We start from the raw sequence: 23382 nt of genomic DNA, 5'->3' as shown, positions 1-23382 counted from the left end.
TGATATTGTTAAGAAAGCCTGAGAGATTGAATACGTTAGATTGTGAGGCTGAATCAAAACTATTGTAAGTTTTGTAATTTATGACGGTAATTGTTATTGTTGGCAGTTTGGGCAATAAAGCTGAAACCATTTATCCTTATGGTATTAATGCCATGTTCAGTATTTTAAGTAAAGTTGCGACTTTGGCGGAAGTACTAGAATCAGTAACGGCAAAAGCAAACCTCTATCAAACCTCGATGAATATTGCCTTAACACTTAATTTAGGCAGTAACCTTAAATAGTCATAAATACCCTTTATCAGTATTCTGATAAAGGGCATCATAATTATATTATCGTTTAAGTGCTGACAAAGATCTGCGAATAATAAGACAACAGATCGTAATGAAAACAAATAATCCTAAATATTGAGACATATCGCCTAAGTCAGGGAATATTGCCAGAGGTGCATCTCCACCACCATTAGTGATGCTAATAACAATCACAATGGCAAGTATAACACCAACTAAGCTTTCACCGACGATTAAGCCTGATGCAATTAAAGACGCTTTACGGTCTACTTTTTTGAACTCAATTTCTGGATCTAAATTTAGTTTTTGTGCTTTTGCATATGCTTGACGTTTTACTATCCATGATAATAATGAACCAGTAAATATAGCCAATGTAATACTTGGTGGTAAGTAAATACCTAATCCGATAGCTAAAGCAGGTAGACGGAATTTAGTTTTCTTTTTGGCTAAAATTAGGTCAATGATAATAACTGTTGCGCCTACAGCTAAACCTATCAAGATCATTGTCCAATCTAGATTATGAGAAAAAATTCCTTTAGCAATGGTCGTCATCAAAGTTGCTTGAGGCGCGGCTAATACTTGGGTAGGATCCATATTTGTACGAGGAACCGCACCAGTAAAACCATAAGCGTTATAGAGTATTTCAAGAATAGGGGCAATGACAATAGCACCGACAACACAACCAATTAAAAGGGCTACTTGTTGTCGCCATGGCGTGGCATGAACTAAATAACCTGTTTTCAAATCTTGTAAATTATCATTTGAAATACATGCAATTGATAGCACAACACTAGTTGTAAATAGGGCTAATGCAGTGATAAAGTCAGTTCCTTCGACAGAGGATAACATACCGTGTGTTTCACTTAAGCCAAGTAATATTAGTGAAATAGCTATAGCGGCAACAATGGCAATACCTGATATAGGACTGGCTGAAGAACCAACTAAACCAGCCATATAACCACAGGCAGCTGCAACTAAAAATCCCATAATAAATGCAAATAAAACAGCACAAATTACTAGCAACCAAGCAATACCAGTTGATAAACCACTATCAGAAATAAAAGAGTGAAAGGTTGCAACTAAGATAATTAGCATGCCAGCCATAATGATAAAAATTGTTTTTGGGGACAAGTCTCTATCTGTTCGCTCAATATCATTTACAGAAATATCAGAGCGAAGTGTTTTTAACGATGTTTTTAAACCCTCAATAACCGGTTTGATTAAAGTCAGTAATGTCCAGACTGCGGCAATTGCTATGGTACCTGCACCGATAAAACGAATATCTGTGGCCCACATTCCCATTGCGATTTTAGATAAAGGTTGCGAGGTATCATAATCTGTTAGGGCACTTAGGATTGGAATACCAAATCCCCAAGCTATAATGGTTCCGATTAATACCGCAATTCCTGAAATAATACCAATTAGGTAGCCAGCGCTGAGTAATGCTAATGAAAATCCCATTGGGATCTGAAATATCGATTTACCACCTGTAAACCAATAAGCAGTGCTATCAGACAATAAACGAAATCCATTAGTAAATAAGCTCACTATAGAGGCGATAATACCGCCAAATACGATATCCTTTAATCCATCATTTGCTTCTTTATCATCAGTTTTCGAACCGGCTTTTAATATTTCAGCAGCAGCGACTCCTTCAGGATAAGGTAAATCACTTTTTACTACCATAACATGACGTAATGGTATAGAAAATAATACTCCTAGCATGCCGCCAGCAGCGCAAACCGCAAAGGTTAACCAGAAAGGAAAATTACTCCAATATCCCATCATTAATAAACCTGGCATAACGAAAATAACAGATGATAAAGTTCCAGCAGCAGAAGCTTGAGTTTGCACCATATTATTTTCTAAAATTGTCGATCCTGAAAATAATCGTAAAATAGCCATGGAAATGACGGCGGCAGGAATGGCTGATGAAAAAGTTAATCCGACTTTCAAACCTAAATAGACATTGGAGGCTGTAAAGACGATAGTAATTAAAGCACCAAGAATGGTACCGCGTAGTGTAAGTTCTCGTAAATTATTCATACTACCTATATATTAAAGTTAAATTGATAGCCTGTTATTATATACTTAATTATGCTTTATCTGCTATAAAATCTACGATTAAGCTCAGATTTAGCTTCTTTTCATCGGTTTATTCACTGCAAGCTACTTTTATTTTAAACATTAAAATTTAAGCAAAATATCCATATTAAAGATTAGTAACTGAATAATTATGCTATGCTGGTTATATTCTTAATCATTAATCAATTGTGAGAAAAATGTTAAGCGAATTAAAACGATTGCAGGATATTACTAAAAAGTTGCGCAACCCTATTGATGGCTGTGAATGGGACAGCAAACAAACTTTTGACTCGTTAAAATCCTATACTTTAGAAGAGACCTATGAAGTCTTAGATGCAATTGATAGACAAGATATGGTTGAACTTAAAAGTGAACTGGGTGACCTACTGTTTCAGATTGTGTTTTATGCGGATTTAGCCAACGAACAGGGTTTGTTTAATTTTGATGATATTTGTCAATCAGTGGCTGATAAATTGATAAGCCGTCATCCGCATATTTTTTCAAATAATATGAGTAAACCAAATTGGGAACAGCTTAAACAACAAGAACGTGATAAGCGTGCGCAATATTCGCTGTTAGATGATATTCCCAACGCTATTCCAGCATTAATGAAGGCTGAAAAAATCCAAAAACGTTGTGCGTCAGTTGGATTTGATTGGACTGAACTACAACCAGTTATAGCTAAAGTTAAAGAAGAACTTAATGAAGTTGAACAAGAATTAGCACAATCAACTATTGAGCAATCAAAAGTTGCAGAAGAAATGGGCGATCTGTTGTTTGCTACCGTCAATTTGGCAAGACATCTAAAAGTTAAATCAGAGTTATGCTTACAAAATGCTAATAACAAGTTTATTAGACGATTTAAACAAGTTGAATTGTTACTAAAGCAAAAAAATCGCAATTTAGTTGATGCAACACTTGAAGAAATGGAAGATGCATGGCAAATTGTCAAGCAAACAGAAAAATCAACTAGCGAAGTAAATAAAAATGACTGAACAAAAAAATGAATTATATCAAGAAATAGAAGCTTGGTCTCAAAATGCTATTTTACATAGCCCAACTTGGAGTATTAATCAATTAGATTACTCGGAAAAGAGTATTACTGTTGTTGAAATGATTATTGGTGAAATGGCAGATAAAAGCTTTGGTCTTCCTGAAGAACAACTCAATATGATTTCACAAGAATATGGCTGTTATTTATTATTAACTGCACATAAATTATATGGTGGTCAGTTTTATTGGAATCAAGAATTAGAACAACCAATGTTAATTTGCTGTGAACCCGATTCGACCATAGCATTATTAACATGGAATAAAGTAAAAGGGCGTTTATTAGGCGATAAAACTGATCATATCGCTTATTTTCTAGATGAATTTGGCAAAGCAGTTTTCCAACCAGAAAAAGGTACCAATTTAGTTTATCTATAAATCATATTTGCAATAAATATAATTAAAAAAGTTGCTAAACAGATAAGTTTTCCGACTTTAATAAATTTTGTTAAAAGGAGTTCTAAGTATGAACTATACACTTTATATTGGTAATAAAAACTACTCAACATGGTCTATGCGACCTTGGGTTGTATTGAAATATTTTGATATTCCTTTTAATGAAAAGCTAATTAAATTTGATAGTTTTGCTGATGATTCTTTGTTTAAAAGAACGATGCTCTCAGTTTCAAAATATGGCACGGTACCAATTCTGATTGATGATGATCTGGTAATAAGTGATTCTTTAGCTATTTGTGAATATTTGGCTGAAAAGCACAATGATTTAGCATTATGGCCGACTGATAGCAAAAAGAGGGCAATTGCACGAAGTTTAGTGGCAAAGATGCATTCTGGATTTCAAGCTATTCGACATTATTTGCCAATGAATATTGAAGCAGAATTACCGGAAATAGGACAAATAATTTTACGAGATCATCAAGATGTAAAAAATGAAATCATGTTTTTAGATGAGTTATTATCTTCGTTATTAACTTCAAAAAATTCAGATGGTGACTATTTGTTTGGTAATTTTAGTATAGCCGATGGATTTTATGCCCCTTTATGTCTAAGACTAAAAAATTATCATATAGCAACAAGTTCAGTTCTCAGCGATTATATTGATACTATTTGTAACACTAAAGGTGTGAAAGATTGGATAGCAGATGCATTGCAAGAACAATCTTTTGTAGCCATGGATGAACCTTATCGTATACACAGATAATTAAGCATTGCTGGAAATAATATGAAAATACCATCCCATCTAACTCAATATGCTATGGACATTATCGAAGATGAGTCCAATGGGGTAACATCTTTTTCTCTTCAGTCATCAACTAAAGAGCAATGGTTTGACATCTATTATTATGGTGAATTAGAAAATGGTTATATTACAGGGGTAGAACCGTCTTTCGCAAATATTAAAATTGTTGCAAAATCTACTAACAGTAAAGAAGAAATATTACTATTTGATGAAACTGAACATGGTTATAACGCAATGTTTTGTGATAGTCATTCTGATGAAGAAAAAGCGAATAGATTACTTGAAAAATTTAATGTTCCATCGTCAAAAATAAAATTAACAATTGGTTATAGTATTGACTATGATTCAGAAAAAGAACTTTATGAGTTTGATGAACAAGGTAATGTAATATTGCTTGATGGGCGAAAAATAGCTTGGCAACAACTACTTTGTGACGGCATTGACTGGTTATCAATTATATTAATTGACGAAACTGGCAATGAACAAGTGATAGTGGATGCAGAGCTGTCTTAACAGTGATATCTATTTTATTGTCGAAACTGAACTATCACTGAAATAAATTTCTTTGCCATTAAAAAACCCGCTTGTATTGAAGCGGGTTTGATTTTTTAAACAATGATTAGTGATTACACTTCTAAGTAATCCAAGATTCCTTCAGCAGCTTTACGTCCTTCACTAATTGCCGTAACGACTAAATCAGAACCGCGTACCGCATCACCACCAGCAAAGATTTTGGCATTGGTAGTTTGGTATCCTTTGATTTCTGGTGCTATTATTCTACCTCTATCATCAAAATCAACACCATGCTCAGCTAACCATGGCATAGCATGTGGTTTAAAACCAAATGCCATAACTACCGCATCAGCCGGAAGCACAAATTCTGAACCTTCGACAATCACTGGCGAACGACGGCCTTTTGCATCTGGTTCACCAAGCTCGGTTCTGACCATTTTTACCCCAGTAACTTGCCCGCTATTATTGACCTCAATACTAAGAGGTTGCACATTAAACTGGAATTGTACGCCTTCTTCTTTGGCATTTTTGACTTCACGTTTAGAGCCCGGCATGTTAGCTTCGTCACGACGATAGGCGCAAGTTACTTCTGTTGCACCTTGACGGATAGAAGTTCGAACACAATCCATCGCGGTATCACCACCACCTAAGACAACGACACGTTTATTTTTCATGTCTATATATGGCGTATCTTCGGTTTGTTGATGTTGCATAATATGCTTAGTATTGGCAATTAAGAATGGTAATGCATCATAAACGCCATTAGCATCTTCATTTTCAAGCCCTGCACGCATTGATTGATAAGTACCAGCACCGACAAAGACAGCATCAAATTCATTGATAAGATCAGCTAATTGAACGGTTTTGCCGACTTCAGTATTTAAACGGAATTCAACCCCCATTTCGGTAAAGATGCGTCTACGATTAATTAAGACTTCTTTGTCTAATTTGAAGGCAGGGATACCGAAAGTTAATAAACCACCAATTTCTGGATGGCGATCGAAAACGACTGGTGTTATACCATTACGGACTAATACATCAGCACAAGCAAGACCTGCTGGACCAGCGCCGATTATTGCGACTCTTAAGCCAGTTTTTTCAACATTAGATAAGTTTGGCTTCCAGCCCATTTTGAATGCTTCATCAGTAATATAACGTTCAATATTACCGATAGTTACTGCACCAAATTCAGCATTTAAAGTACAAGATCCTTCACACAGACGATCTTGTGGACAAACTCGACCACATACCTCAGGTAAACTATTAGTTTGGTGAGATAATTCAACTGCTTCTAAAATTTTCCCTTCATTGACCAATTTTAACCAATTTGGAATGTAATTATGGACTGGGCAGCGCCATTCACAATAAGGGTTACCACAAGCAAGGCAACGATCTGCCTGTGCTTGAGATTGCGAAGCTGAAAAGCCTTCATAAATTTCTACAAATTCAATTTTACGAATGTTTAGCGATTTTTTAGGCGGATCGACACGTTGTAAATCGATAAACTGATAAACATTTTGACTCATATCGTGTTTTCTCCTTACTGTGCCTGAACACGTAGTTCAGCTGTTGAGCGACTACGGTGACCTAATAATGCTTTAACATCGCTAGATTTTGGTTTAACTAATACAAATTGTTTAGCAAAATCTTCCCAATTAGCTAATATTTCTTCAGCCCAAGTTGAATGGGTTAGTTGTGCGTGCTCCATAATTAAACCACGTAAGTGTTCTTCATGAATTGAATAGTCAGCAACATCTAACATTTCGACCAACTCTTTATTGATTCGCTTATGTAAATCGCCATCAGTATCTAAAATGTAAGCAAAACCACCGGTCATACCTGCACCAAAGTTAACGCCTGTTTTACCTAAAACACAGACAATACCGCCAGTCATATATTCACAGCCATTATCACCAATGCCTTCAACCACACTTATAGCACCTGAGTTACGTACTGCAAAACGTTCACCTGCTCGGCCAGCAGCAAATAATTTACCACCAGTGGCACCATATAAACAGGTATTACCTGCAATGGTCGCTTCATGGCTTAAAAATGCCGAACCTTGTGGTGGACGGATGACAATACGACCGCCAGCCATGCCTTTACCAACATAGTCGTTGGCATCGCCAGTCAGCGTTAAATCAACTCCACCTGCATTCCATACACCAAAGCTTTGTCCGGCAGTACCGTTAAAATTCAAGGAAATAGGGGATGTGACTAAGCCTTGATCGCCATATTTTTTAGCAATATAACCAGATAAAGTTGTACCAACAGAACGATCAGTATTTTGAATGTCAAAGTAGAAACTTTTACTTTGACGATTATCCACTGCTTGTTGTGTTTGGGTTATAATCTCTTTATTCAGTACACCTTTATCAAATGGTTTATTGTCTTCAATACAGTGAACCGGTTTACCTTCTATTGGGGTTGCCGTTTCAATCAAGCTTGATAAATCCAATTTCTGTTGTTTTGCAGTAATGCCATCAAGTTCAAGAAGTAAATCTGTACGACCGATTAAATCAACGATTCGACTAACGCCTAGTTCGGCCATAACTTCACGAGTATTACGTGCAATAAAACGGAAATAGTTCATCGCTTTTTCTGGTAGACCATGATAATGATCACTACGTAACTTCTCATCTTGAGTTGCAACACCGGTTGCACAGTTATTAAGATGACAAATACGGAGGTATTTACAACCCAATGCAACCATTGGTCCAGTACCAAAACCAAAGCTTTCAGCACCTAAAATTGCCGCTTTAACAATATCTGCGCCAGTTTTTAGGCCACCGTCAACTTGTAAGCGTATTTTGTGACGTAAACCATTAGCAACTAATGATTGTTGGGTCTCAACTAAACCTAGTTCCCATGGTGATCCTGCATATTTAACCGAAGTTAACGGACTGGCTCCAGTACCGCCATCGTAACCTGAAATAGTGATTAAATCAGCATAGGCTTTGGCAACACCGGTTGCGATAGTACCTACTCCTGGTTCAGAAACCAACTTAACCGAAATCATTGCGGTTGGATTAATCTGTTTTAAGTCAAAAATCAATTGCGCCAAGTCTTCAATTGAATAGATATCATGATGTGGTGGCGGTGAAATTAATGTTACACCCGGTACAGAAAAACGTAATTTTGCAATATAAGGGGTGACTTTATCGCCAGGTAATTGACCACCTTCGCCCGGTTTTGCACCTTGAGCGACTTTAATTTGAATAACATCAGCACTCATTAAATAACCTGGTGTTACACCAAATCGGCCAGAGGCAACTTGTTTAATACGTGATACTTTGATTGTGTTATAACGAGCTGGATCTTCTCCGCCTTCACCTGAGTTAGAAAAGCCACCTAAGGTGTTCATGGCTTCGGCTAATGATTCATGCGCTTCTGGACTTAATGCACCAATTGACATAGCAGCCGAGTCAAATCGTTTAAATAATGACTCTTCTGGTTCCACCTGATCAAGTGCGATAGCTGCGTTTTCTGGTGGATTGAGTTTTAACAGATCTCGCAAGGTTGCAGCTGGTCGATTATTTACGATATCTACATAGCGCTTATAATCTTCATAATTACCATTATTTACTGCTTTTTGTAGTGATTGTACTACATCAGGATTATAAGCATGGTATTCACCGCCATGCACAAATTTCAACAAGCCACCTTGTTCTAATGGTTTACGTCGTAGCCATGCTTTCTTAGAAAGATTGAACTGATCTTGAGCAAAATCATCAAAATTGGCACCACTAATACGGCTAGTTACCCCTTGGAAGCAGAGTTCAACCACTTCTTCATTTAGACCTACTGCCTCAAATAGTTTAGAACAGCGGTAAGAAGCAACAGTTGAAATGCCCATTTTGGACATGATTTTGTATAAGCCTTTATTAATACCATTGCGATAATTAAGAATTGCTTCTCGATAAGACTTATTCACAGTGCCATTATCTACCATTTGAGCTAGGGTTTCATAGGCTAAATATGGATAGATTGCTGTTGCACCAAAGCCTAGTAAAACGGCGAATTGATGCGGATCTCGACAACTTGCTGTTTCAACAATGATATTGGCATCACAGCGCAAGTTCTTTTCAACTAAACGTTGTTGTACGGCACCGACCGCCATTGGCGCAGGGATCGGTAAACGGTCAGGGGCAATATTTCTATCTGATAAAATTAGTAATACTGTTCCTGCACGGACCTTTGCTTCAGCATCACCACATAACTGTTCAATTGCGTCACGTAAACTGCCGTCAATTTCATATGTGATATCAAGCGTTTCTGATTTGTAATAACGTGATTCTAAAGTAGTTAATTGTTTAAAATCAGAATGAACCAATACTGGATATTTAAATGCAACCCGATGTGCCTGACCTTCTGCTTCGGCAAATACATTCATCTCACGACCGATACTAGTCGACAGTGACATGACATGTGCTTCGCGTAATGGATCTATTGGTGGATTGGTTACCTGAGCAAATTTTTGTCGGAAGTAATCATAAATTAAGCGTGGACGACTTGATAACACGGCAAATGGTGTATCATCGCCCATTGAGCCAGTTGCTTCTTGACCATTTTCACCTAAAACTCGAATACATTGGTCGAGCTCTTCGGCACTATAACCAAATTGTTTTTGGTAAGTTGCTAGTAATGTATCATCATAATCACGAGAACCAATATCATCATCAGGAAGATCTTCAAATGGGATCAGACGTTTTACATTTTTAGTCATCCATTCTTTATATGGATGACGTTTTTGTAGATCATTATCGGTTTCTGAAGATTGTAAAATGCGACCTTCTTCAGTATCAATTACCAGTAATTCGCCTGGACCAACTCGCCCTTTGGTGACGACTTCATCTGGTTGATAGTCCCAAATACCGATTTCTGAAGCACAAGTGATGAGTTTATCTGTAGTAATAACATAACGAGCAGGACGTAAACCATTACGGTCTAAGTTACATGCAGCATAACGACCATCTGACATAACGATACCAGCAGGCCCGTCCCATGGTTCCATATGCATGGAGTTAAAATCAAAGAAAGCTCGTAAATCCTCATTCATATCTGGATTGTTTTGCCATGCTGGTGGCACTAGTAAACGCATCGCACGGACAATATCCATACCACCAACTAAAAATAGTTCTAGCATATTATCTAGTGAGCTTGAATCAGAACCGGTGACATTAACAAACGGTGCCGCATCTTGTAGATCTGGAATCAATGGTGTTTTAAATTTGTAAGATCGCGCTTTTGCCCATTGCCGATTACCTTCAATAGTATTGATCTCACCATTATGGGCTAAATGTCTAAATGGTTGCGCAAGTGGCCAACGCGGTACAGTATTGGTTGAGAAACGTTGATGGAATAAACAGATTGCTGTTTCCATACGAATATCAGCTAAATCTAAATAGAATCGAGGTAAATCTTTCGGCATACATAAGCCTTTATAGATATTAACCTGATTTGAAAAGCTACAGACATAAAACGTATCATCTTGCACTCGTTTTTCAATACGACGGCGAACCATATATAAGCGACGTTCTAAATCAATCTTAGTCCAGCCAGCAGGTGCATTGACAAATACTTGTTCAATTCTTGGTAGTGATGAGAGTGCGATTTCACCAAGCACACTTTTATCAATTGGTACTTCACGCCAACCTAAAACATATAAGGTTTCTTCTGCTAGCTCTTCTTCGACAATTTTACGGCTAGCTTGAGCTTCTGTTTCATCTTGACTTAAAAATAGCATGCCAACGGCATAATTAGCGGCTAAGCGCCAACCTGCGTCCTCGGCGACTAATCGGAAAAATCGGTCTGGTTTTTGCATTAAAAGACCACAGCCATCACCGGTTTTACCATCCGATAATATGGCACCACGGTGTTGCATACGAGCAAGTCCGTGAATTGCGGTACGCACCACTTTGTGACTTGGTTGCCCTTCAATGTGAGCAATTAAACCAAATCCGCAGTTATCTTTTTCATGATGCTGGTTATATAACATATCATTGCCTCAAATTCATCGTTATTATTTTTTGTGAAGGTATAGGCATTAATCCCATATTAGGTGTGAAGGTAATTAAAAATAGGTTTTAGGTCAAATAAATATTATTTATAAGTCAATATTTTAATCACTTAACCCATATATATTAATGAAGCTTATATCTTGTGTTAACTAATTGTTTTTATTGGTTTTAAATTTTTTTTAAGATTAAAGCTATTTAATTTAAAAATTTTTTCATAATAAGAATTAATATCTGATTAAAAAAAGTTTGAGGAAAGGGGTTTTTTAGCTATAAAAATTGATTATATTTGCTGATTTTTTCCAAAATCAGGGAGTTATAATCACCAGATTTATGCTGTTATAATAGATTATCGATTATTGGTTATAGATGAAATATGCAAACTAAAATTACAATTATAGGTGCTGGCGCTGCAGGGCTTTTTTGTGCTGGTCTGTTGGGACAACAAGGTCATGATGTTACTGTCATTGATAACGGTAAAAAATTAGGTCGTAAAATCTTAATGTCTGGTGGTGGTAAATGTAATTTTACCAATCTTAATGTCGAAGCAAATCACTATATTTCTGAAAATCGTCACTTTTGTAAATCTGCTCTAAAACGGTTTAGCCAATGGGATTTTATCCAATTGGTTAATCAATATGCTATTGCCTATCATGAAAAAGATCATGGTCAGCTATTTTGTGATAATTCAGCGCACGATATTGTCGACATGTTGGTCAAAGAGTGCCAAAAAGGACAAGTTAAATTTATGTTAAAAACACAACTTGAAGATGTTAATGAAGAGCAACAAGGATTTAAGTTATCTACTTCACAGGGTTGTGTTTATACTGATAAATTAATTGTGGCAACGGGTGGACAATCGATGCCTGCACTTGGTATGACCGCTATTGGCTATAAAATTGCTGAAAAATTTTCTATCCCAGTGGTGCCTGTAAAAGCAGGGCTAGTGCCGTTTACCTTACATAAACCTTTGTTAGCTGTATTATCGACGTTAGCAGGAATTGCGTTATCAGTTGAAGTATCGAATGAACGCATTAGTTTTAAAGAGAATCTATTATTTACCCATCGAGGATTATCTGGACCAGCTATTTTACAAATATCCAGTTATTGGCAAGCAGGAGAAGCCATCACGATCAATTTATTGCCTGACTTTAACTTTGAGGATGATTTTAAACCTCTGTTAGATAATAATCGTAATCAAAGTCTCAAAAATTGTTTAGCACAAATATTACCTAAGCGGTTAATTGAAGCATTAATACAACTAAATTTGATTGTTGATTTAACTGTTAAACAGTTAACACCTACTCAGCAACAAGCGCTGTATCAGACATTAACAACATGGAATGTAATACCAAATGGAACGGAAGGTTATCGTACCGCAGAAGTAACTTTAGGCGGAGTGAGTTGCGATGCGTTATCTTCAAAAACCATGGCAGCACAAAAACAGCCTAATCTTTATTTTATTGGTGAGGTTGTTGATGTAGCTGGTTGGCTTGGTGGTTATAATTTCCAATGGGCTTGGAGCAGTGCATTTGCCTGCGCCCAAGCCTTGAGTCAAGTATAATCAATTATCAATAACACCCATTTGGATATGATATTTTTTCACTTTATATTGTAATGTCGTTCGTGAGATATTGAGTAATTTTGCTGCAGTAATAATTTTACCATTGGCTTGATTTAATGCATCAATGATAAGTTGCTTTTCATAATGTTCAACTTGTTCGATTAGATTATGATTACCCGTTAACTCGTTAATACTTGGTTTTTCTATCTTATTTTCAAGTTGATCTTGTGGATAAGGACTATGAATATCAAATAGTTCTTCATCGAGAATAATTTTTTGTAATTCACCAGGTTCATTTTGTAATACCATACTACGGACAATCGCATTTTCCAGCATTCGTACATTGCCTGGCCACGGTGCTGACATTAATTGCTGCAACGCATGTTCACTGATACCGGTGATCACTATATTGACATCAGTTTTATGTTTATCGATAAAATATCGTGCCAATACAGGGATATCTTCTTGTCTTTCCCGTAAGGCTGGAAGTTTGATTAAACCAACATTTAATCGATAAAATAAGTCACTGCGCATTTTACCGCTTTTTAACAATTCCGCTGGAGACTCATTCATCGCCGCTACAATTCGTACATCAGCATATTTCTCTTTATTTCCACCTAAAGACCAATAGGTTTTTTCTTGCAAGAAGCGTAATAGTTTGCTTTGCATTTCAAGAGGCATAGCGTTGAGTTCATCAAGAAATAAGGTTCCGCCATTGGCCAGTTCGAGATAACCTTGACGATTTTCAGCACCGGTAAAGGCTCCTTTAACCGTCCCAAATAAAGTACTTTCAATCAATGTGGTTGGTAAAGCGCTACAGTTTAGTGAAATGAATGCTTTATCTCGGCGTTGACTGGTTTGATGAATTAAGCGAGCAAATAGCTCTTTCCCTGTACCAGTTTCACCAACAATTAATACCTGAACATCATTACTACCTAAAATATTAGTTTGATCGATAACCTCTTGCATTTTTTTCGACGCAAAAACAATTTCCGGTAGCGGTTGTTCTTTATTGTGATATAACTTTCTATTAAGGCGAAAAACCTGATCTTGCAACTGCCGAACATTGGATATATTTCGACCTATTTCAACTGCACCGATAATCTCTTTATGATGATTATAAAGCGGTACTGTTGTGTGTTGATAATCAACTAATTTACCCACATGATTATAGTAAGTTTGATAGGTATCTTGATATTCTTTACCTTGTAAAGCTTGTAGCATAGTACTATCTTCTTTTTTCAAATTAGGGTAAACTTTAAGCATTGGTTTACCGATGGCTTGCTCCATTGTATAGCCATCAAGTTCTGCGCTTTCCTGATTGTAGTAAATATATTTACCTTCTTTATCAATAATAGCCATTGGCTGATGTATTAAATCAAAAAAATGTTTAAATATTTCCAATGCTTGTAATAATTCAGGATCAATTATCATGATTCTAAAACCTTTTTAAAATTGGATTATTGCTAAGTATAGCTAGCGTTGATTTAAATATCTTTCAAGTATTAATAAAAATAGTGACAAATTTTCGTCAGAAAACCATATTTCTTACTAAATGACTAGTATTTTATTTGTAATTATTTCGTTAAGATATTGATTATTTGTGTTTTTATAAGTTGGCACGTTGATTGCATTGTAAGTGAGTAATCTTTTTACTTACCTTTTTTATGTACTAATTAACTGGAGGTCATATGTCCGACACAATTATGTCAAATTATAACAAATTACGTACCGATCTAATAACAAAAGATCGTCGTTTTAGTGCGCAAAACGGCAAACTTTGTTTTGATGGTGTGAATTTGGAAGAATTAGCAAAGAAATATCCAACACCTTTCTATGTATTTTCTGAAAAAGAAATCGATCGTAATATTCAGGAAATCAAAGATTCGTTTAAAGCTCATCCAAACACAAAAATTTTCTATGCGTCAAAAACATGTTCAGTAATGGGGGTACTTAAAGCGATTAAAGATGCGGGTATCTATGCAGAAGCGAACTCAATGTTTGAAGTGCGTAAATGTTTAGAAATTGGTTTCCCTGGTAGCCAAATTGTTTTCAACGGTGTAGTTAAAAAACCGGTAGATTTAGAATTTGCTATTCAAAATGATCTTTATATCATCAACGTTGATAGCTTATATGAATTAGATATTATCGATGAAATTTCTCGTCGTTTGAAAAAAATGGCTAATGTTTGTGTACGTGTTGAGCCAAATGTTCCATCGGCTACTCATGCAGAATTAGTTACTGCTTATCATGCTAAATCAGGTATCGATTTAGAACAAGCTGAAGAAACTTGTCGTCGTATTCTTGATATGCCTTATGTGCATTTACGTGGTTTACATATGCACGTGGGTGACCAAGTGCCAGAAGCAGAACCATTTGCTAAAGCGACTAAAGTATTAGTTGATGAATCACGCCGTTTAGAAGAAGTTTTAGGCATTAAATTTGATTTAATCAACGTTGGTGGTGGTATTCCTGTTCCTTATAAATATGATGATGAAAATGGTAACCCATTACAAGACAACATGTATGCAGGTATTACAGCACAAGATTTCGCTGATGCAGTAATTAGTGAAGTTCATAAATGGCGTAAAGACGTTGAAATCTGCATCGAACCAGGCCGTAAAGTTACCGGTTCAGCAGGTGTACTTTTAACTGAAGTTGCTTGTGAAAAACGTAAAACTAACTACGATTTAGATGGTAACATCGAAGAACATGTTGAATGGAAATTTGTTGACGCAGGTTATAGCGTGTTATCTGATAGTCAACATTTTGATTGGTTCTTCTATGTATATGATGCATCAAAAATTACTGAACAACATGATGAATACATTAAATTAGCTGGTCCATTATGTGATGGTGGTGACTATTTCCATGTCGGTGTTAAAGGTGAAGAATTCTTATTACCTAAAGACACTGAGATTGGCGATATCATTGCTTTCCTTGACGCTGGTGCTTATACCATCGAAAGCCAAACGGTTTATAACAATCGCCCACGTACGGCTGTTGTTATGATTGATAAAGAAGGCAAAGACCGATTGATTCGCCGTGAAGATACTTACGAGGATATGGTTGGATACGACGTGTATTAATCATGAGCTATCTGGGGCACTCAGTGCTCCAGATATAATAATGTGAGGTTATTTTATGAGTGATTCTAAAGATTCAAGTTTACTTGGCATTAAAGACATTGTGTTTATGAATGTCATTGCGATTCTAAGTTTACGTCAAATTCCTAATGTTGCTCCTTATGGAGCGTCAGCAATGGTGCTTTGGCTACTTGCTGCATTTTGTCTGTTTTTCCCATTAGCTATGGTTTGTGGTGAACTTTCTACTGGTTGGCCTAAAGATGGTGGGATATTTGTCTGGGTAAAAGAAGCGTTTGGTAAACGAATTGGCTGGATAGTAGTCGTTTGTTTCCTATTCTCATGCGTGCTTTTCTTCCCACTCATGTTGCAATTTGGTTTTACTGCAATTGGTTACATGTTTAGTCCTGAATTAGCACAGAATCAGGTATTTATTGGTGTTGGTTCCATGGTGGTATTCTGGATCTTAACATTAATGAATATCAAAGGGATGAAATGGACTAAAATTATTAACAGTGTTAGTGCATGGTTAGGGGTATTTATTCCTGCTGGTATTATCGTGTTATTAGCTATTGTATGGTTAATGACTGGTCATCCAATGGCAACTGATTATAGTCATGTTAGTGATTGGATTCCGGATTTAAGTAGCTGGGATACTATTGTATTTTTATCAAGTATGATGTTCGCTTTTGCTGGACTTGAAGTTGCACCAATGATTGCTGGTCGTACTCGTGATCCACAACGAGACTTCCCTAAAGCAATGGCAGTATCTGCAATTGTTATTGTAGGTATCTATATGATCGGTACTTGGGCAATTAATACTTTATTACCTGCTGCTGATACTGATATTGTTGCCGGTGTAATGCAAGCGATGGAAGCTGCCGCTGAAGAATTAAATATGCCTTGGTTATTACCTGTAATGGCAATTTGTTTATTTTTTGGTGCATTAGGTCAAATTAACTCATGGTTAGTTGGTCCTATCTATATGTTACAAGAAGCATCAAAAGAAGATAACTTACTTGGTGAACGTATTGGTCGTTTACATCCAGTATATCAAACACCAGCATTTGCTTTAGTTATCCAAGCGATAATTGTAACGGTACTTTGCTTCTCAACATTTGTATCACCAAGTATTGCTGCTGCATATTGGATGTTAACCGCATTAACAACCATTTGTTATTTTATTCCTTACTTAGTAATGTTTATTGCCTATTATCGTTTACGTATTACTCAACCTGATGTACCACGTAGCTTTAAGATCCCAGGTAAAGTATTACCAATTGTTTTACCAGGTTTAGGATTCTTATCTACATTATTTGCGGTGATCTTAGTCTTTATTCCACCAGCACAAATTGATATGGGTGGATATGTTGAGTATATCGCTAAAATTGTTGGTGGTGCAGTGCTTGCAATTGTGTTAGCTGAATGGATATACCATCGCGCACAAAAACGTAATCGCTTGCAACAACAATAAGATATAGAGGAGTAATTTATGTACAAACCTATATTAGAAATTGATTTAGGTAAATTAAAAGACAATGCTCGTGTTGAAAAAGAGCTATTAGCTAAACACGGCATTGAAGTTATGGCTGTAAATAAAGTTTTTGATGGTTGCGTTGAAACTGCCAAAGCAGTGCTTGATGGTGGTATTGATGTTATTGCTGAATCAAGAACCTACAATTTGAAGAAACTTAAAGATGCATTAAATTGTAAAACTTGTCTATTACGCAGCCCTTGTTTAAGTGAAATCAGTGAAGTTGTTAAGTATGCTGATATCAGTTTAAACAGTGAAAAACAAGTTATTCAAGCACTTTCTGATGAAGCGGTAAAACAGCAAAAAGTCCATCAAGTTTTATTAATGGTGGATATGGGGGATTTACGCGAAGGGATTTGGTTTGAACATGTAGACGATATTATTGAAACGGTCAAACTGATCCTTTCTTTACCCGGTGTTGAGCTTTATGGGCTTGGTACTAACTTTAACTGCTATGGAACTGTGCTACCGACAGTGAAAAATGGCGTAGATTTTTTACACATAGCACGCAAAGTTGAAGAAGCTTGTAATATCAAGATCAAATATCTATCTGCTGGTAACTGTACTAGTTACCATCTGCTTGATAAAGGGATCTGGCCAGAAGGACTTAATCACATCCGTATTGGTGGTTTACATGAGTTTGGTATTGAGTATGTCGATATGAAATATCTTGATGAGTTTCATCACTCAAACAAACCGGTCGAGAAAGCTTGTAGTGACATGTATAAATTATATGCACAAGTTATCGAACTTAATAGTAAACCTACCGTGCCTGTTGGTGAATTAGGTGTTGATGCCTTTTTGAACAGCAAAACTTTTGTTGATCACGGTACTCGTAAACGAGCTTTGCTTGCTTTTGGTCGTCAAGATGTGCCGGCGGAAAACTGTGTACCGGTTAATGATAACATTACGGTATTAGGTCAAACGAGTGATCATACTATCGTTGATATTGAAGATGTTTCTGAAACATTGCGAGTTGGCGATATGATCGTTTTTGAGCTTGATTACACAGCTCTGCTTATGGCTTGCCAAACCAACGGCGTAGAAAAACGATTTGTTTATTAATATATAACTGCTGCTGGGCAACCAGCAGCTATTATTGATTACTAGGCGGTTTACATGGCAACATCAGAACCTCAAGAAAGTCCTTATCCCAGTACTTTAAAGAAAAACTTAAAGAATCGTCATTTATTGATGATTTCATTAGGTGGTTCAATTGGTACAGGATTATTTATTGGTATTGCAGCGCCACTTAGCACGGTTGGGCCTTTAGGGACCATTATCGCTTATCTACTTGCCGGCAGTATTATGCTGTCTACCATGCTTTGCTTAGGTGAACTTTCTTGCGCATTCCCTCATGCAGGGTCTTTCCAGCATTATGCATTAATGTTTATTCCACATCCTATTTGGAGTTATACTATTGGCTGGTTATATTGGTTAAGCTGGGTACTATCTATGGCTGCTGACTTAACAGCGGCGTCTATGATTGCTCATCAAGTTTTTTCCTCTATTCCTATCTACATTCTTAGTCTAATTATTCTAACCGTTATCACTTGTGTTCATTTAACCTCTGTTCGAGCTTTTGGTGAAAGTGAATATTGGTTTTCAACAATCAAGGTATTAGCCATTATTACGTTTATAGCAGTTGGTATATATCTACTTTATCAACAATATAATCAAACACATGTGTTACCAACTTTTAAGACAGAGCAGGGCTGGTTTCCTAATGGATTTTTATCAATCTTTGTTTGTATGACTATTGTGACTTATTCATTTCAGGGGGTTGAATTAATTGGTAGTGCCGCAGGTGAAGCGCAATCACCCCAAACTGTTTTGCCTAAAATTATCACCGGTGTGGCGTTTCGGATAATTTTGTTTTATGTGTTAGCAATAGCCGTGTTAGCACTGGTATATCCCTATGGTACAAAACATGATGAAATTAGCCCATTTGTTTGGGTATTCAATAAAGCGGGGATAACCTTTGCATCGTATGCAATGCTGTTCGTTATATTTTGTGCTGCGATTTCGGCTGCTAATTCGGCAGTTTATGCTAGTTCTAGAATGTTATGGTCGATGGCTCAGGATAATTTAGCACCAAAATATTTCTCAGAAGTGAATAAACGTGGCGTGCCAACCAAAGGAATATTGTTTATTGCTATTATTGCTTTAGTTTCGCTATTTTCTAAGTATATCGCAGCTGAAAAATTATACCTCTATTTAGTAGCAAGTACTGGGCAAGTTGGTTGTTTTGCTTGGATTATTATTTCTTGGTGTCAGTATCAATTTCGGAAAGGAGTAAATGAAGGTAAATATAGTAAAGATATGATTAAATTTAAATCCCCACTATTTCCTTGGTTAGCGATAATATCTATTACCGTTAACATTGTTATTATTGTTGGGGTCTGGTTTGGTGAATCAGGACATTTTATTTTATTATCTGAGGTAATCTTAATTTTTGTTATCTTGAGTACATACTACTTTTTTAAAAAACGAGAAGTTAAGTTGGATAACCAAATAGATTAATCATATTCATTATATATGTAATCACCTAATGATTAATTATCGGTGATTACATACAATCAAATATTAATATTTGCTGACAATACACAAATTCTATTTCTAACCTATTGTTAGCCAAATTATTTTAAGAATGCGGAGACACCTGTAAATACCACTTGCGCTGCAATAGCCGATATTAATAACCCCGTTAGTTTTGATAGAATAGCAATACCTGTATTTTTTAATACTTTAGCAATGCTTTTAGCGCATAATAGCATGGCATAAATACCACTAGAGGCAATTAGTAGAGAAATTGCACCAATCAAATTTTGCATAATACCAACTGAACTTGTGCCCATTACAATAATTGTACCGATTGATGCCGGCCCCATACATAATGGTATTGCTAGTGGTACGACACTAATATCATCATCGTCACTATGAATTTTATTTTTTTCCGGTGAATCATTCATTAAAGCAACAGCGGTAATAAATAATAATGCTCCCGAGCCAATTCTAAACGCATCGAGTGTAAAACCGAACACACTAAACATGGCATTACCAAAAAAGAATAGCACAATACCAATAATAAATACTGCACAAGATGTTTTTAATGCTATTTTGCGACGTTGTGCTTCATCATATTGTTTGGTACCACTTAAAAATGCACTTAACACAGCTGGTGGCGTCATCAATGCGAATAACTTGGTTGTGGTGGCAAGAATCTCAACAAGATAGTTATCCATTATGTTACCTTTTATATCATTTAGATATTACTTGAATTGTGTCAACGATTGTTGGCGGGAATGAACATTTACTATACACATAAAAACGGTCACCATAAAGGTGACCATTTTAATTGGATATATTTTAATTAGTTTATTAAATATGAACCAATTGGAATTAGTTAAGGCGCTCTTTGATACGAGCTGCTTTACCACGAAGTTCGCGTAAGTAGTAAAGTTTAGCTTGACGTACTTGACCACGACGTTTCACAGTAATTGAATCAACAATTGGTGAGTGAGTTTGGAATACTCGTTCAACACCTTCGCCATTCGAAATTTTACGTACTGTAAATGCAGAATGTAAACCACGATTACGAATTGCTACAACTACACCTTCATATGCTTGAAGACGTTTTTTGTTACCTTCAACAACCCATACTTTAACTTCTACCGTATCACCCGGGCGAAAAGACGGGATGTCTTTTTTCATTTGTTCTTGTTCTAATTGCTGAATAATTGCATTTTTCATAATTTTGTCTCTTACTAGTTATACTGAAATATTATTGGCTCGGTTTATCATTATATTCCTGTTGGAATTCAGTGAGTAAACGTTGCTCTTCATCAGTCAGAGCTAGATTTTCAAGAAGATCTTCTCTTCTCAACCAAGTTCGTCCTAGTGATTGTTTTAATCGCCAACGACGAATCGCTTCATGGTGACCAGACATTAATACATCGGGCACCGCCATTCCATCTAACACCTCTGGACGAGTATAGTGTGGGCAATCAAGTAAACCGTTAGCAAAAGAGTCTTCTTCTGCTGATGATTCATGATTTAACACGCCAGGGATAAACCTTGCTAATGCATCAATCATTGTCATCGCCGGTAATTCACCGCCACTTAACACGTAATCCCCAATTGACCATTCTTCATCAATTTCGGTTTGGATAACGCGTTCATCTATACCTTCGTATCGTCCACAAATCAAAATCAATTTTTGATATTGTGACAACTCGCAAACTCCCTGTTGGTTTAATTTGCGCCCTTGTGGAGAAAGATAGATTACTTTAGTATCTTCACCTGCTACAGCTTTGGCTGCATGAATCGCATCTCTAAGTGGTTGTACCATCATTAACATGCCTGGACCACCACCATAAGGCCTATCATCGACAGTCTTATGCTTATCATGCGCAAAATCGCGCGGGTTCCAATAATCTACTGTTAACAGCCCATTTTTAACGGCTCGACCAGTTACGCCATAACAGGTAATAGCTTGGAACATTTCGGGAAAAAGGCTAATTACGCCAATCCACATATTCTTACCTTACCAATTAAAATGCAGGATCCCAATCGACCACAATCATTTTTGTTGTTAAATCAACTTGTTTAATAAATTGTTCTTCAACAAAAGGGATTAAACGTTCTGTTGCTCCAAATGCATCTTTTAGATTTGCTTTAACAACCAATACATCATTAGAACCGGTTTCCATTAAATCAGTTACCTGACCTAAGTCATAACCATTAACTGTTTTTACTCGACAGCCAATCAAATCTTTCCAATAAAAATCACCTTGATTTAGTTCAGGCAATTTCTCAGCATCAACAAATACTTCAGCATTCGTCAACGCATTAGCTTGGTCGCGATCATCAACGCCTTTGAGTTTAACAATCATGTCCTGATTATGAGGTTTAAAGCTCTCAACGACTACTTCTTGCCATTTACCAGCACGCTGGATATACCAAGGTTTGTAATCAAAAATACTATCTGGAAATTCTGTAAACGAAAAAATCCTGAGCCATCCACGAATGCCGTAGCTTGAACCAAGTTTACCCACAACAATTAGATTCTCAGTATTCATCATCACAGTTACTATTACTTAATTAAGCAGCTTTTTGTGCTTGTTTGATCAATGCATTAACACGATCAGAAACAGTTGCACCTAAACCAACCCAATGATTTACGCGATCAAGATCTAAACGTAATTCTTCTGCTTTACCTTGTGCAATTGGATTAAAAAAGCCAACGCGTTCAATAAAACGACCATCACGTGGGTTACGGCTATCAGTGACAACTACTTGATAAAAAGGGCGCTTTTTAGAGCCACCACGAGCTAAACGAATAGTTACCATAACATCCTCTTAAATTAAAAAATAATCTTTCTTTTGCCCAACATGGACAAAATCAAAGCCCCAGAATTATACTCTTTCTAGCAAAAAGTGCAATGATTGATTGAGTGTGAAAAAGCGTGGTGGATTTGGTTATTGGCAAGTTTTGTTATGAATGAATATAAATTAATCTTTTAACCAATTTATATTATAGATAATAAGCTTAAGTTATGTTGGCTAATTAGCTGAATTATAATATTGCGATAGTTAGCCTTTTAAATAGCTGTGTGCCCAATAATTAAGGCTTTTTACGCCTAAATGCGCGAATTAAAACATCAAAAAAACCTAATGATTTAACCATTCTCTGACTATCAACATATACTCGGATAGCTCTTAATACTTGTTTGGGATCTTTAGATGCAAATGCAAATGTACCATCTTTTTTGGTTTGTATAGAGTAACGTGATATCCATCTTCCTTTAAAAAATACCGATGCGATGACATAATCGACTTCTTCCCAAGGTATTTGAATATATTTGCGAGGATCTCGCTGATGATAAAATTCGAACGCTTTATCGCCAATCATAATATGACCGTATTCTGAAAGTCCTGAAAAAGCTGTCGCTTTTACTGTTAAATCTATTTTGCTATTTAATGACTGAACCATTTAGTTGTTTGTATCCCTTATGCAAATTTGAGTTACTCATTACACCCTTTTTTGAT

The 23382-nt window shown here is 36.4% G+C and carries 20 protein-coding genes; 10 read left to right on the top strand and 10 right to left on the bottom strand.

The genetic code is table 11. The features are described 5' to 3' along the window. Nucleotides 1-80 precede the first annotated feature (80 nt). Nucleotides 81-281, top strand: a complete 201-nt coding sequence (locus H3T80_RS08540; RefSeq protein WP_198201404.1) for a glycerate kinase — start codon at nucleotides 81-83, stop codon at nucleotides 279-281. A gap of 48 nt (nucleotides 282-329) precedes the next feature. On the opposite strand, the gene H3T80_RS08535 is transcribed toward H3T80_RS08540, so the two are convergent. Continuing rightward, nucleotides 330-2333 (bottom strand): OPT family oligopeptide transporter, encoded by a 2004-nt coding sequence (locus H3T80_RS08535; protein ID WP_198201403.1) that lies wholly within the window; start codon nucleotides 2331-2333, stop codon nucleotides 330-332. Nucleotides 2334-2569: 236 nt separating this feature from the next. On the opposite strand from H3T80_RS08535, the gene mazG reads away from it, so the two are divergent. The 4 genes from mazG (at nucleotide 2570) to H3T80_RS08515 (ending at nucleotide 5133) form a co-directional block, all read left to right on the top strand. Then, nucleotides 2570-3367 carry a nucleoside triphosphate pyrophosphohydrolase gene (gene mazG / locus H3T80_RS08530; RefSeq protein ID WP_198201402.1) on the top strand — a complete coding sequence of 266 codons (798 nt, stop codon included), beginning with the start codon at nucleotides 2570-2572 and terminating at the stop codon, nucleotides 3365-3367. Continuing rightward, on the top strand, nucleotides 3360-3800 hold the full coding sequence (locus H3T80_RS08525; protein WP_110448526.1) for a hypothetical protein: 441 nt from the start codon (nucleotides 3360-3362) through the stop codon (nucleotides 3798-3800). The genes mazG and H3T80_RS08525 overlap by 8 nt, the downstream gene beginning before the upstream one ends. An 88-nt stretch (nucleotides 3801-3888) precedes the next feature. After that, nucleotides 3889-4581 (top strand): glutathione S-transferase family protein, encoded by a 693-nt coding sequence (locus tag H3T80_RS08520; protein ID WP_110448525.1) that lies wholly within the window; start codon nucleotides 3889-3891, stop codon nucleotides 4579-4581. A 21-nt stretch (nucleotides 4582-4602) separates the two neighbouring features. Next, entirely contained in the window at nucleotides 4603-5133 is a 531-nt protein-coding gene (locus H3T80_RS08515) for a hypothetical protein (protein ID WP_086359110.1), read from the top strand. Nucleotides 5134-5246: 113 nt separating this feature from the next. On the opposite strand, the gene H3T80_RS08510 is transcribed toward H3T80_RS08515, so the two are convergent. Continuing rightward, entirely contained in the window at nucleotides 5247-6659 is a 1413-nt protein-coding gene (locus H3T80_RS08510; RefSeq protein ID WP_110448523.1) for an FAD-dependent oxidoreductase, read from the bottom strand. Between the two features lie 14 nt (nucleotides 6660-6673). Further along, nucleotides 6674-11131 carry a glutamate synthase large subunit gene (gene gltB, locus H3T80_RS08505; protein ID WP_198201401.1) on the bottom strand — a complete coding sequence of 1486 codons (4458 nt, stop codon included), beginning with the start codon at nucleotides 11129-11131 and terminating at the stop codon, nucleotides 6674-6676. A gap of 395 nt (nucleotides 11132-11526) precedes the next feature. Between gltB and H3T80_RS08500 the strand changes: the two genes are divergently transcribed. Beyond that, nucleotides 11527-12714 carry an NAD(P)/FAD-dependent oxidoreductase gene (locus H3T80_RS08500; protein WP_198201400.1) on the top strand — a complete coding sequence of 396 codons (1188 nt, stop codon included), beginning with the start codon at nucleotides 11527-11529 and terminating at the stop codon, nucleotides 12712-12714. Here H3T80_RS08500 and H3T80_RS08495 read toward each other — a convergent pair whose 3' ends face one another. Next, nucleotides 12715-14151 carry a sigma-54 interaction domain-containing protein gene (locus tag H3T80_RS08495; RefSeq protein ID WP_370548350.1) on the bottom strand — a complete coding sequence of 479 codons (1437 nt, stop codon included), beginning with the start codon at nucleotides 14149-14151 and terminating at the stop codon, nucleotides 12715-12717. A 254-nt stretch (nucleotides 14152-14405) separates the two neighbouring features. Between H3T80_RS08495 and lysA the strand changes: the two genes are divergently transcribed. From lysA to H3T80_RS08475, 4 genes are read left to right on the top strand one after another with little or no spacing between them, the layout of a single operon-like run. Beyond that, nucleotides 14406-15803 (top strand): diaminopimelate decarboxylase, encoded by a 1398-nt coding sequence (gene lysA / locus H3T80_RS08490; protein WP_198201398.1) that lies wholly within the window; start codon nucleotides 14406-14408, stop codon nucleotides 15801-15803. 55 nt (nucleotides 15804-15858) lie between these two features. Further along, nucleotides 15859-17271 carry an APC family permease gene (locus tag H3T80_RS08485; RefSeq protein ID WP_086362971.1) on the top strand — a complete coding sequence of 471 codons (1413 nt, stop codon included), beginning with the start codon at nucleotides 15859-15861 and terminating at the stop codon, nucleotides 17269-17271. An 18-nt stretch (nucleotides 17272-17289) separates the two neighbouring features. Beyond that, nucleotides 17290-18396, top strand: a complete 1107-nt coding sequence (locus H3T80_RS08480) for an alanine/ornithine racemase family PLP-dependent enzyme (protein ID WP_110448519.1) — start codon at nucleotides 17290-17292, stop codon at nucleotides 18394-18396. A 54-nt stretch (nucleotides 18397-18450) separates the two neighbouring features. Next, on the top strand, nucleotides 18451-19854 hold the full coding sequence (locus H3T80_RS08475; protein ID WP_198201397.1) for an amino acid permease: 1404 nt from the start codon (nucleotides 18451-18453) through the stop codon (nucleotides 19852-19854). Nucleotides 19855-19970: 116 nt separating this feature from the next. Here the strand turns inward: H3T80_RS08475 and H3T80_RS08470 are convergent, their stop codons facing one another. The 6 genes from H3T80_RS08470 to H3T80_RS08445 all read right to left on the bottom strand — a co-directional run bounded on the left by H3T80_RS08470 (nucleotide 19971) and on the right by H3T80_RS08445 (nucleotide 23326). After that, complete coding sequence (locus tag H3T80_RS08470; protein WP_065613828.1) at nucleotides 19971-20576, bottom strand: MarC family protein; 606 nt, start codon at nucleotides 20574-20576, stop codon at nucleotides 19971-19973. 157 nt (nucleotides 20577-20733) lie between these two features. Continuing rightward, nucleotides 20734-21084, bottom strand: a complete 351-nt coding sequence (gene rplS / locus H3T80_RS08465) for a 50S ribosomal protein L19 (RefSeq protein ID WP_025314641.1) — start codon at nucleotides 21082-21084, stop codon at nucleotides 20734-20736. A gap of 31 nt (nucleotides 21085-21115) precedes the next feature. Next, nucleotides 21116-21868, bottom strand: coding sequence for a tRNA (guanosine(37)-N1)-methyltransferase TrmD (gene trmD / locus H3T80_RS08460; RefSeq protein ID WP_110448518.1), 753 nt, complete (start codon nucleotides 21866-21868; stop codon nucleotides 21116-21118). Nucleotides 21869-21884: 16 nt separating this feature from the next. Then, nucleotides 21885-22415 carry a ribosome maturation factor RimM gene (gene rimM / locus H3T80_RS08455; protein WP_086320463.1) on the bottom strand — a complete coding sequence of 177 codons (531 nt, stop codon included), beginning with the start codon at nucleotides 22413-22415 and terminating at the stop codon, nucleotides 21885-21887. Between the two features lie 19 nt (nucleotides 22416-22434). Then, on the bottom strand, nucleotides 22435-22683 hold the full coding sequence (rpsP, locus tag H3T80_RS08450; protein WP_034900786.1) for a 30S ribosomal protein S16: 249 nt from the start codon (nucleotides 22681-22683) through the stop codon (nucleotides 22435-22437). Between the two features lie 274 nt (nucleotides 22684-22957). Next, entirely contained in the window at nucleotides 22958-23326 is a 369-nt protein-coding gene (locus H3T80_RS08445) for a DUF956 family protein (protein ID WP_110448517.1), read from the bottom strand. Nucleotides 23327-23382 lie beyond the last annotated feature (56 nt).

Source organism: Gilliamella sp. W8145, from assembly GCF_016101145.1.
GTDB classification, from domain to species: domain Bacteria; phylum Pseudomonadota; class Gammaproteobacteria; order Enterobacterales; family Orbaceae; genus Gilliamella; species Gilliamella apis_A.
Note: the sequence above shows the minus strand (reverse complement) of the source record. Positions and strands in the feature narration are given on the sequence as shown.

Coding starts and splice junctions, on each gene's coding strand:
- H3T80_RS08540 (WP_198201404.1), top strand. CDS start 81: ATGACGGTAATTGTTATTGTTGGCAGTTTGGGCAATAAAGCTGAAACC.
- H3T80_RS08535 (WP_198201403.1), bottom strand. CDS start 2,333: ATGAATAATTTACGAGAACTTACACTACGCGGTACCATTCTTGGTGCT.
- mazG (WP_198201402.1), top strand. CDS start 2,570: ATGTTAAGCGAATTAAAACGATTGCAGGATATTACTAAAAAGTTGCGC.
- H3T80_RS08525 (WP_110448526.1), top strand. CDS start 3,360: ATGACTGAACAAAAAAATGAATTATATCAAGAAATAGAAGCTTGGTCT.
- H3T80_RS08520 (WP_110448525.1), top strand. CDS start 3,889: ATGAACTATACACTTTATATTGGTAATAAAAACTACTCAACATGGTCT.
- H3T80_RS08515 (WP_086359110.1), top strand. CDS start 4,603: ATGAAAATACCATCCCATCTAACTCAATATGCTATGGACATTATCGAA.
- H3T80_RS08510 (WP_110448523.1), bottom strand. CDS start 6,659: ATGAGTCAAAATGTTTATCAGTTTATCGATTTACAACGTGTCGATCCG.
- gltB (WP_198201401.1), bottom strand. CDS start 11,131: ATGTTATATAACCAGCATCATGAAAAAGATAACTGCGGATTTGGTTTA.
- H3T80_RS08500 (WP_198201400.1), top strand. CDS start 11,527: ATGCAAACTAAAATTACAATTATAGGTGCTGGCGCTGCAGGGCTTTTT.
- lysA (WP_198201398.1), top strand. CDS start 14,406: ATGTCCGACACAATTATGTCAAATTATAACAAATTACGTACCGATCTA.
- H3T80_RS08485 (WP_086362971.1), top strand. CDS start 15,859: ATGAGTGATTCTAAAGATTCAAGTTTACTTGGCATTAAAGACATTGTG.
- H3T80_RS08480 (WP_110448519.1), top strand. CDS start 17,290: ATGTACAAACCTATATTAGAAATTGATTTAGGTAAATTAAAAGACAAT.
- H3T80_RS08475 (WP_198201397.1), top strand. CDS start 18,451: ATGGCAACATCAGAACCTCAAGAAAGTCCTTATCCCAGTACTTTAAAG.
- H3T80_RS08470 (WP_065613828.1), bottom strand. CDS start 20,576: ATGGATAACTATCTTGTTGAGATTCTTGCCACCACAACCAAGTTATTC.
- rplS (WP_025314641.1), bottom strand. CDS start 21,084: ATGAAAAATGCAATTATTCAGCAATTAGAACAAGAACAAATGAAAAAA.
- trmD (WP_110448518.1), bottom strand. CDS start 21,868: ATGTGGATTGGCGTAATTAGCCTTTTTCCCGAAATGTTCCAAGCTATT.
- rimM (WP_086320463.1), bottom strand. CDS start 22,415: ATGATGAATACTGAGAATCTAATTGTTGTGGGTAAACTTGGTTCAAGC.
- rpsP (WP_034900786.1), bottom strand. CDS start 22,683: ATGGTAACTATTCGTTTAGCTCGTGGTGGCTCTAAAAAGCGCCCTTTT.
- H3T80_RS08445 (WP_110448517.1), bottom strand. CDS start 23,326: ATGGTTCAGTCATTAAATAGCAAAATAGATTTAACAGTAAAAGCGACA.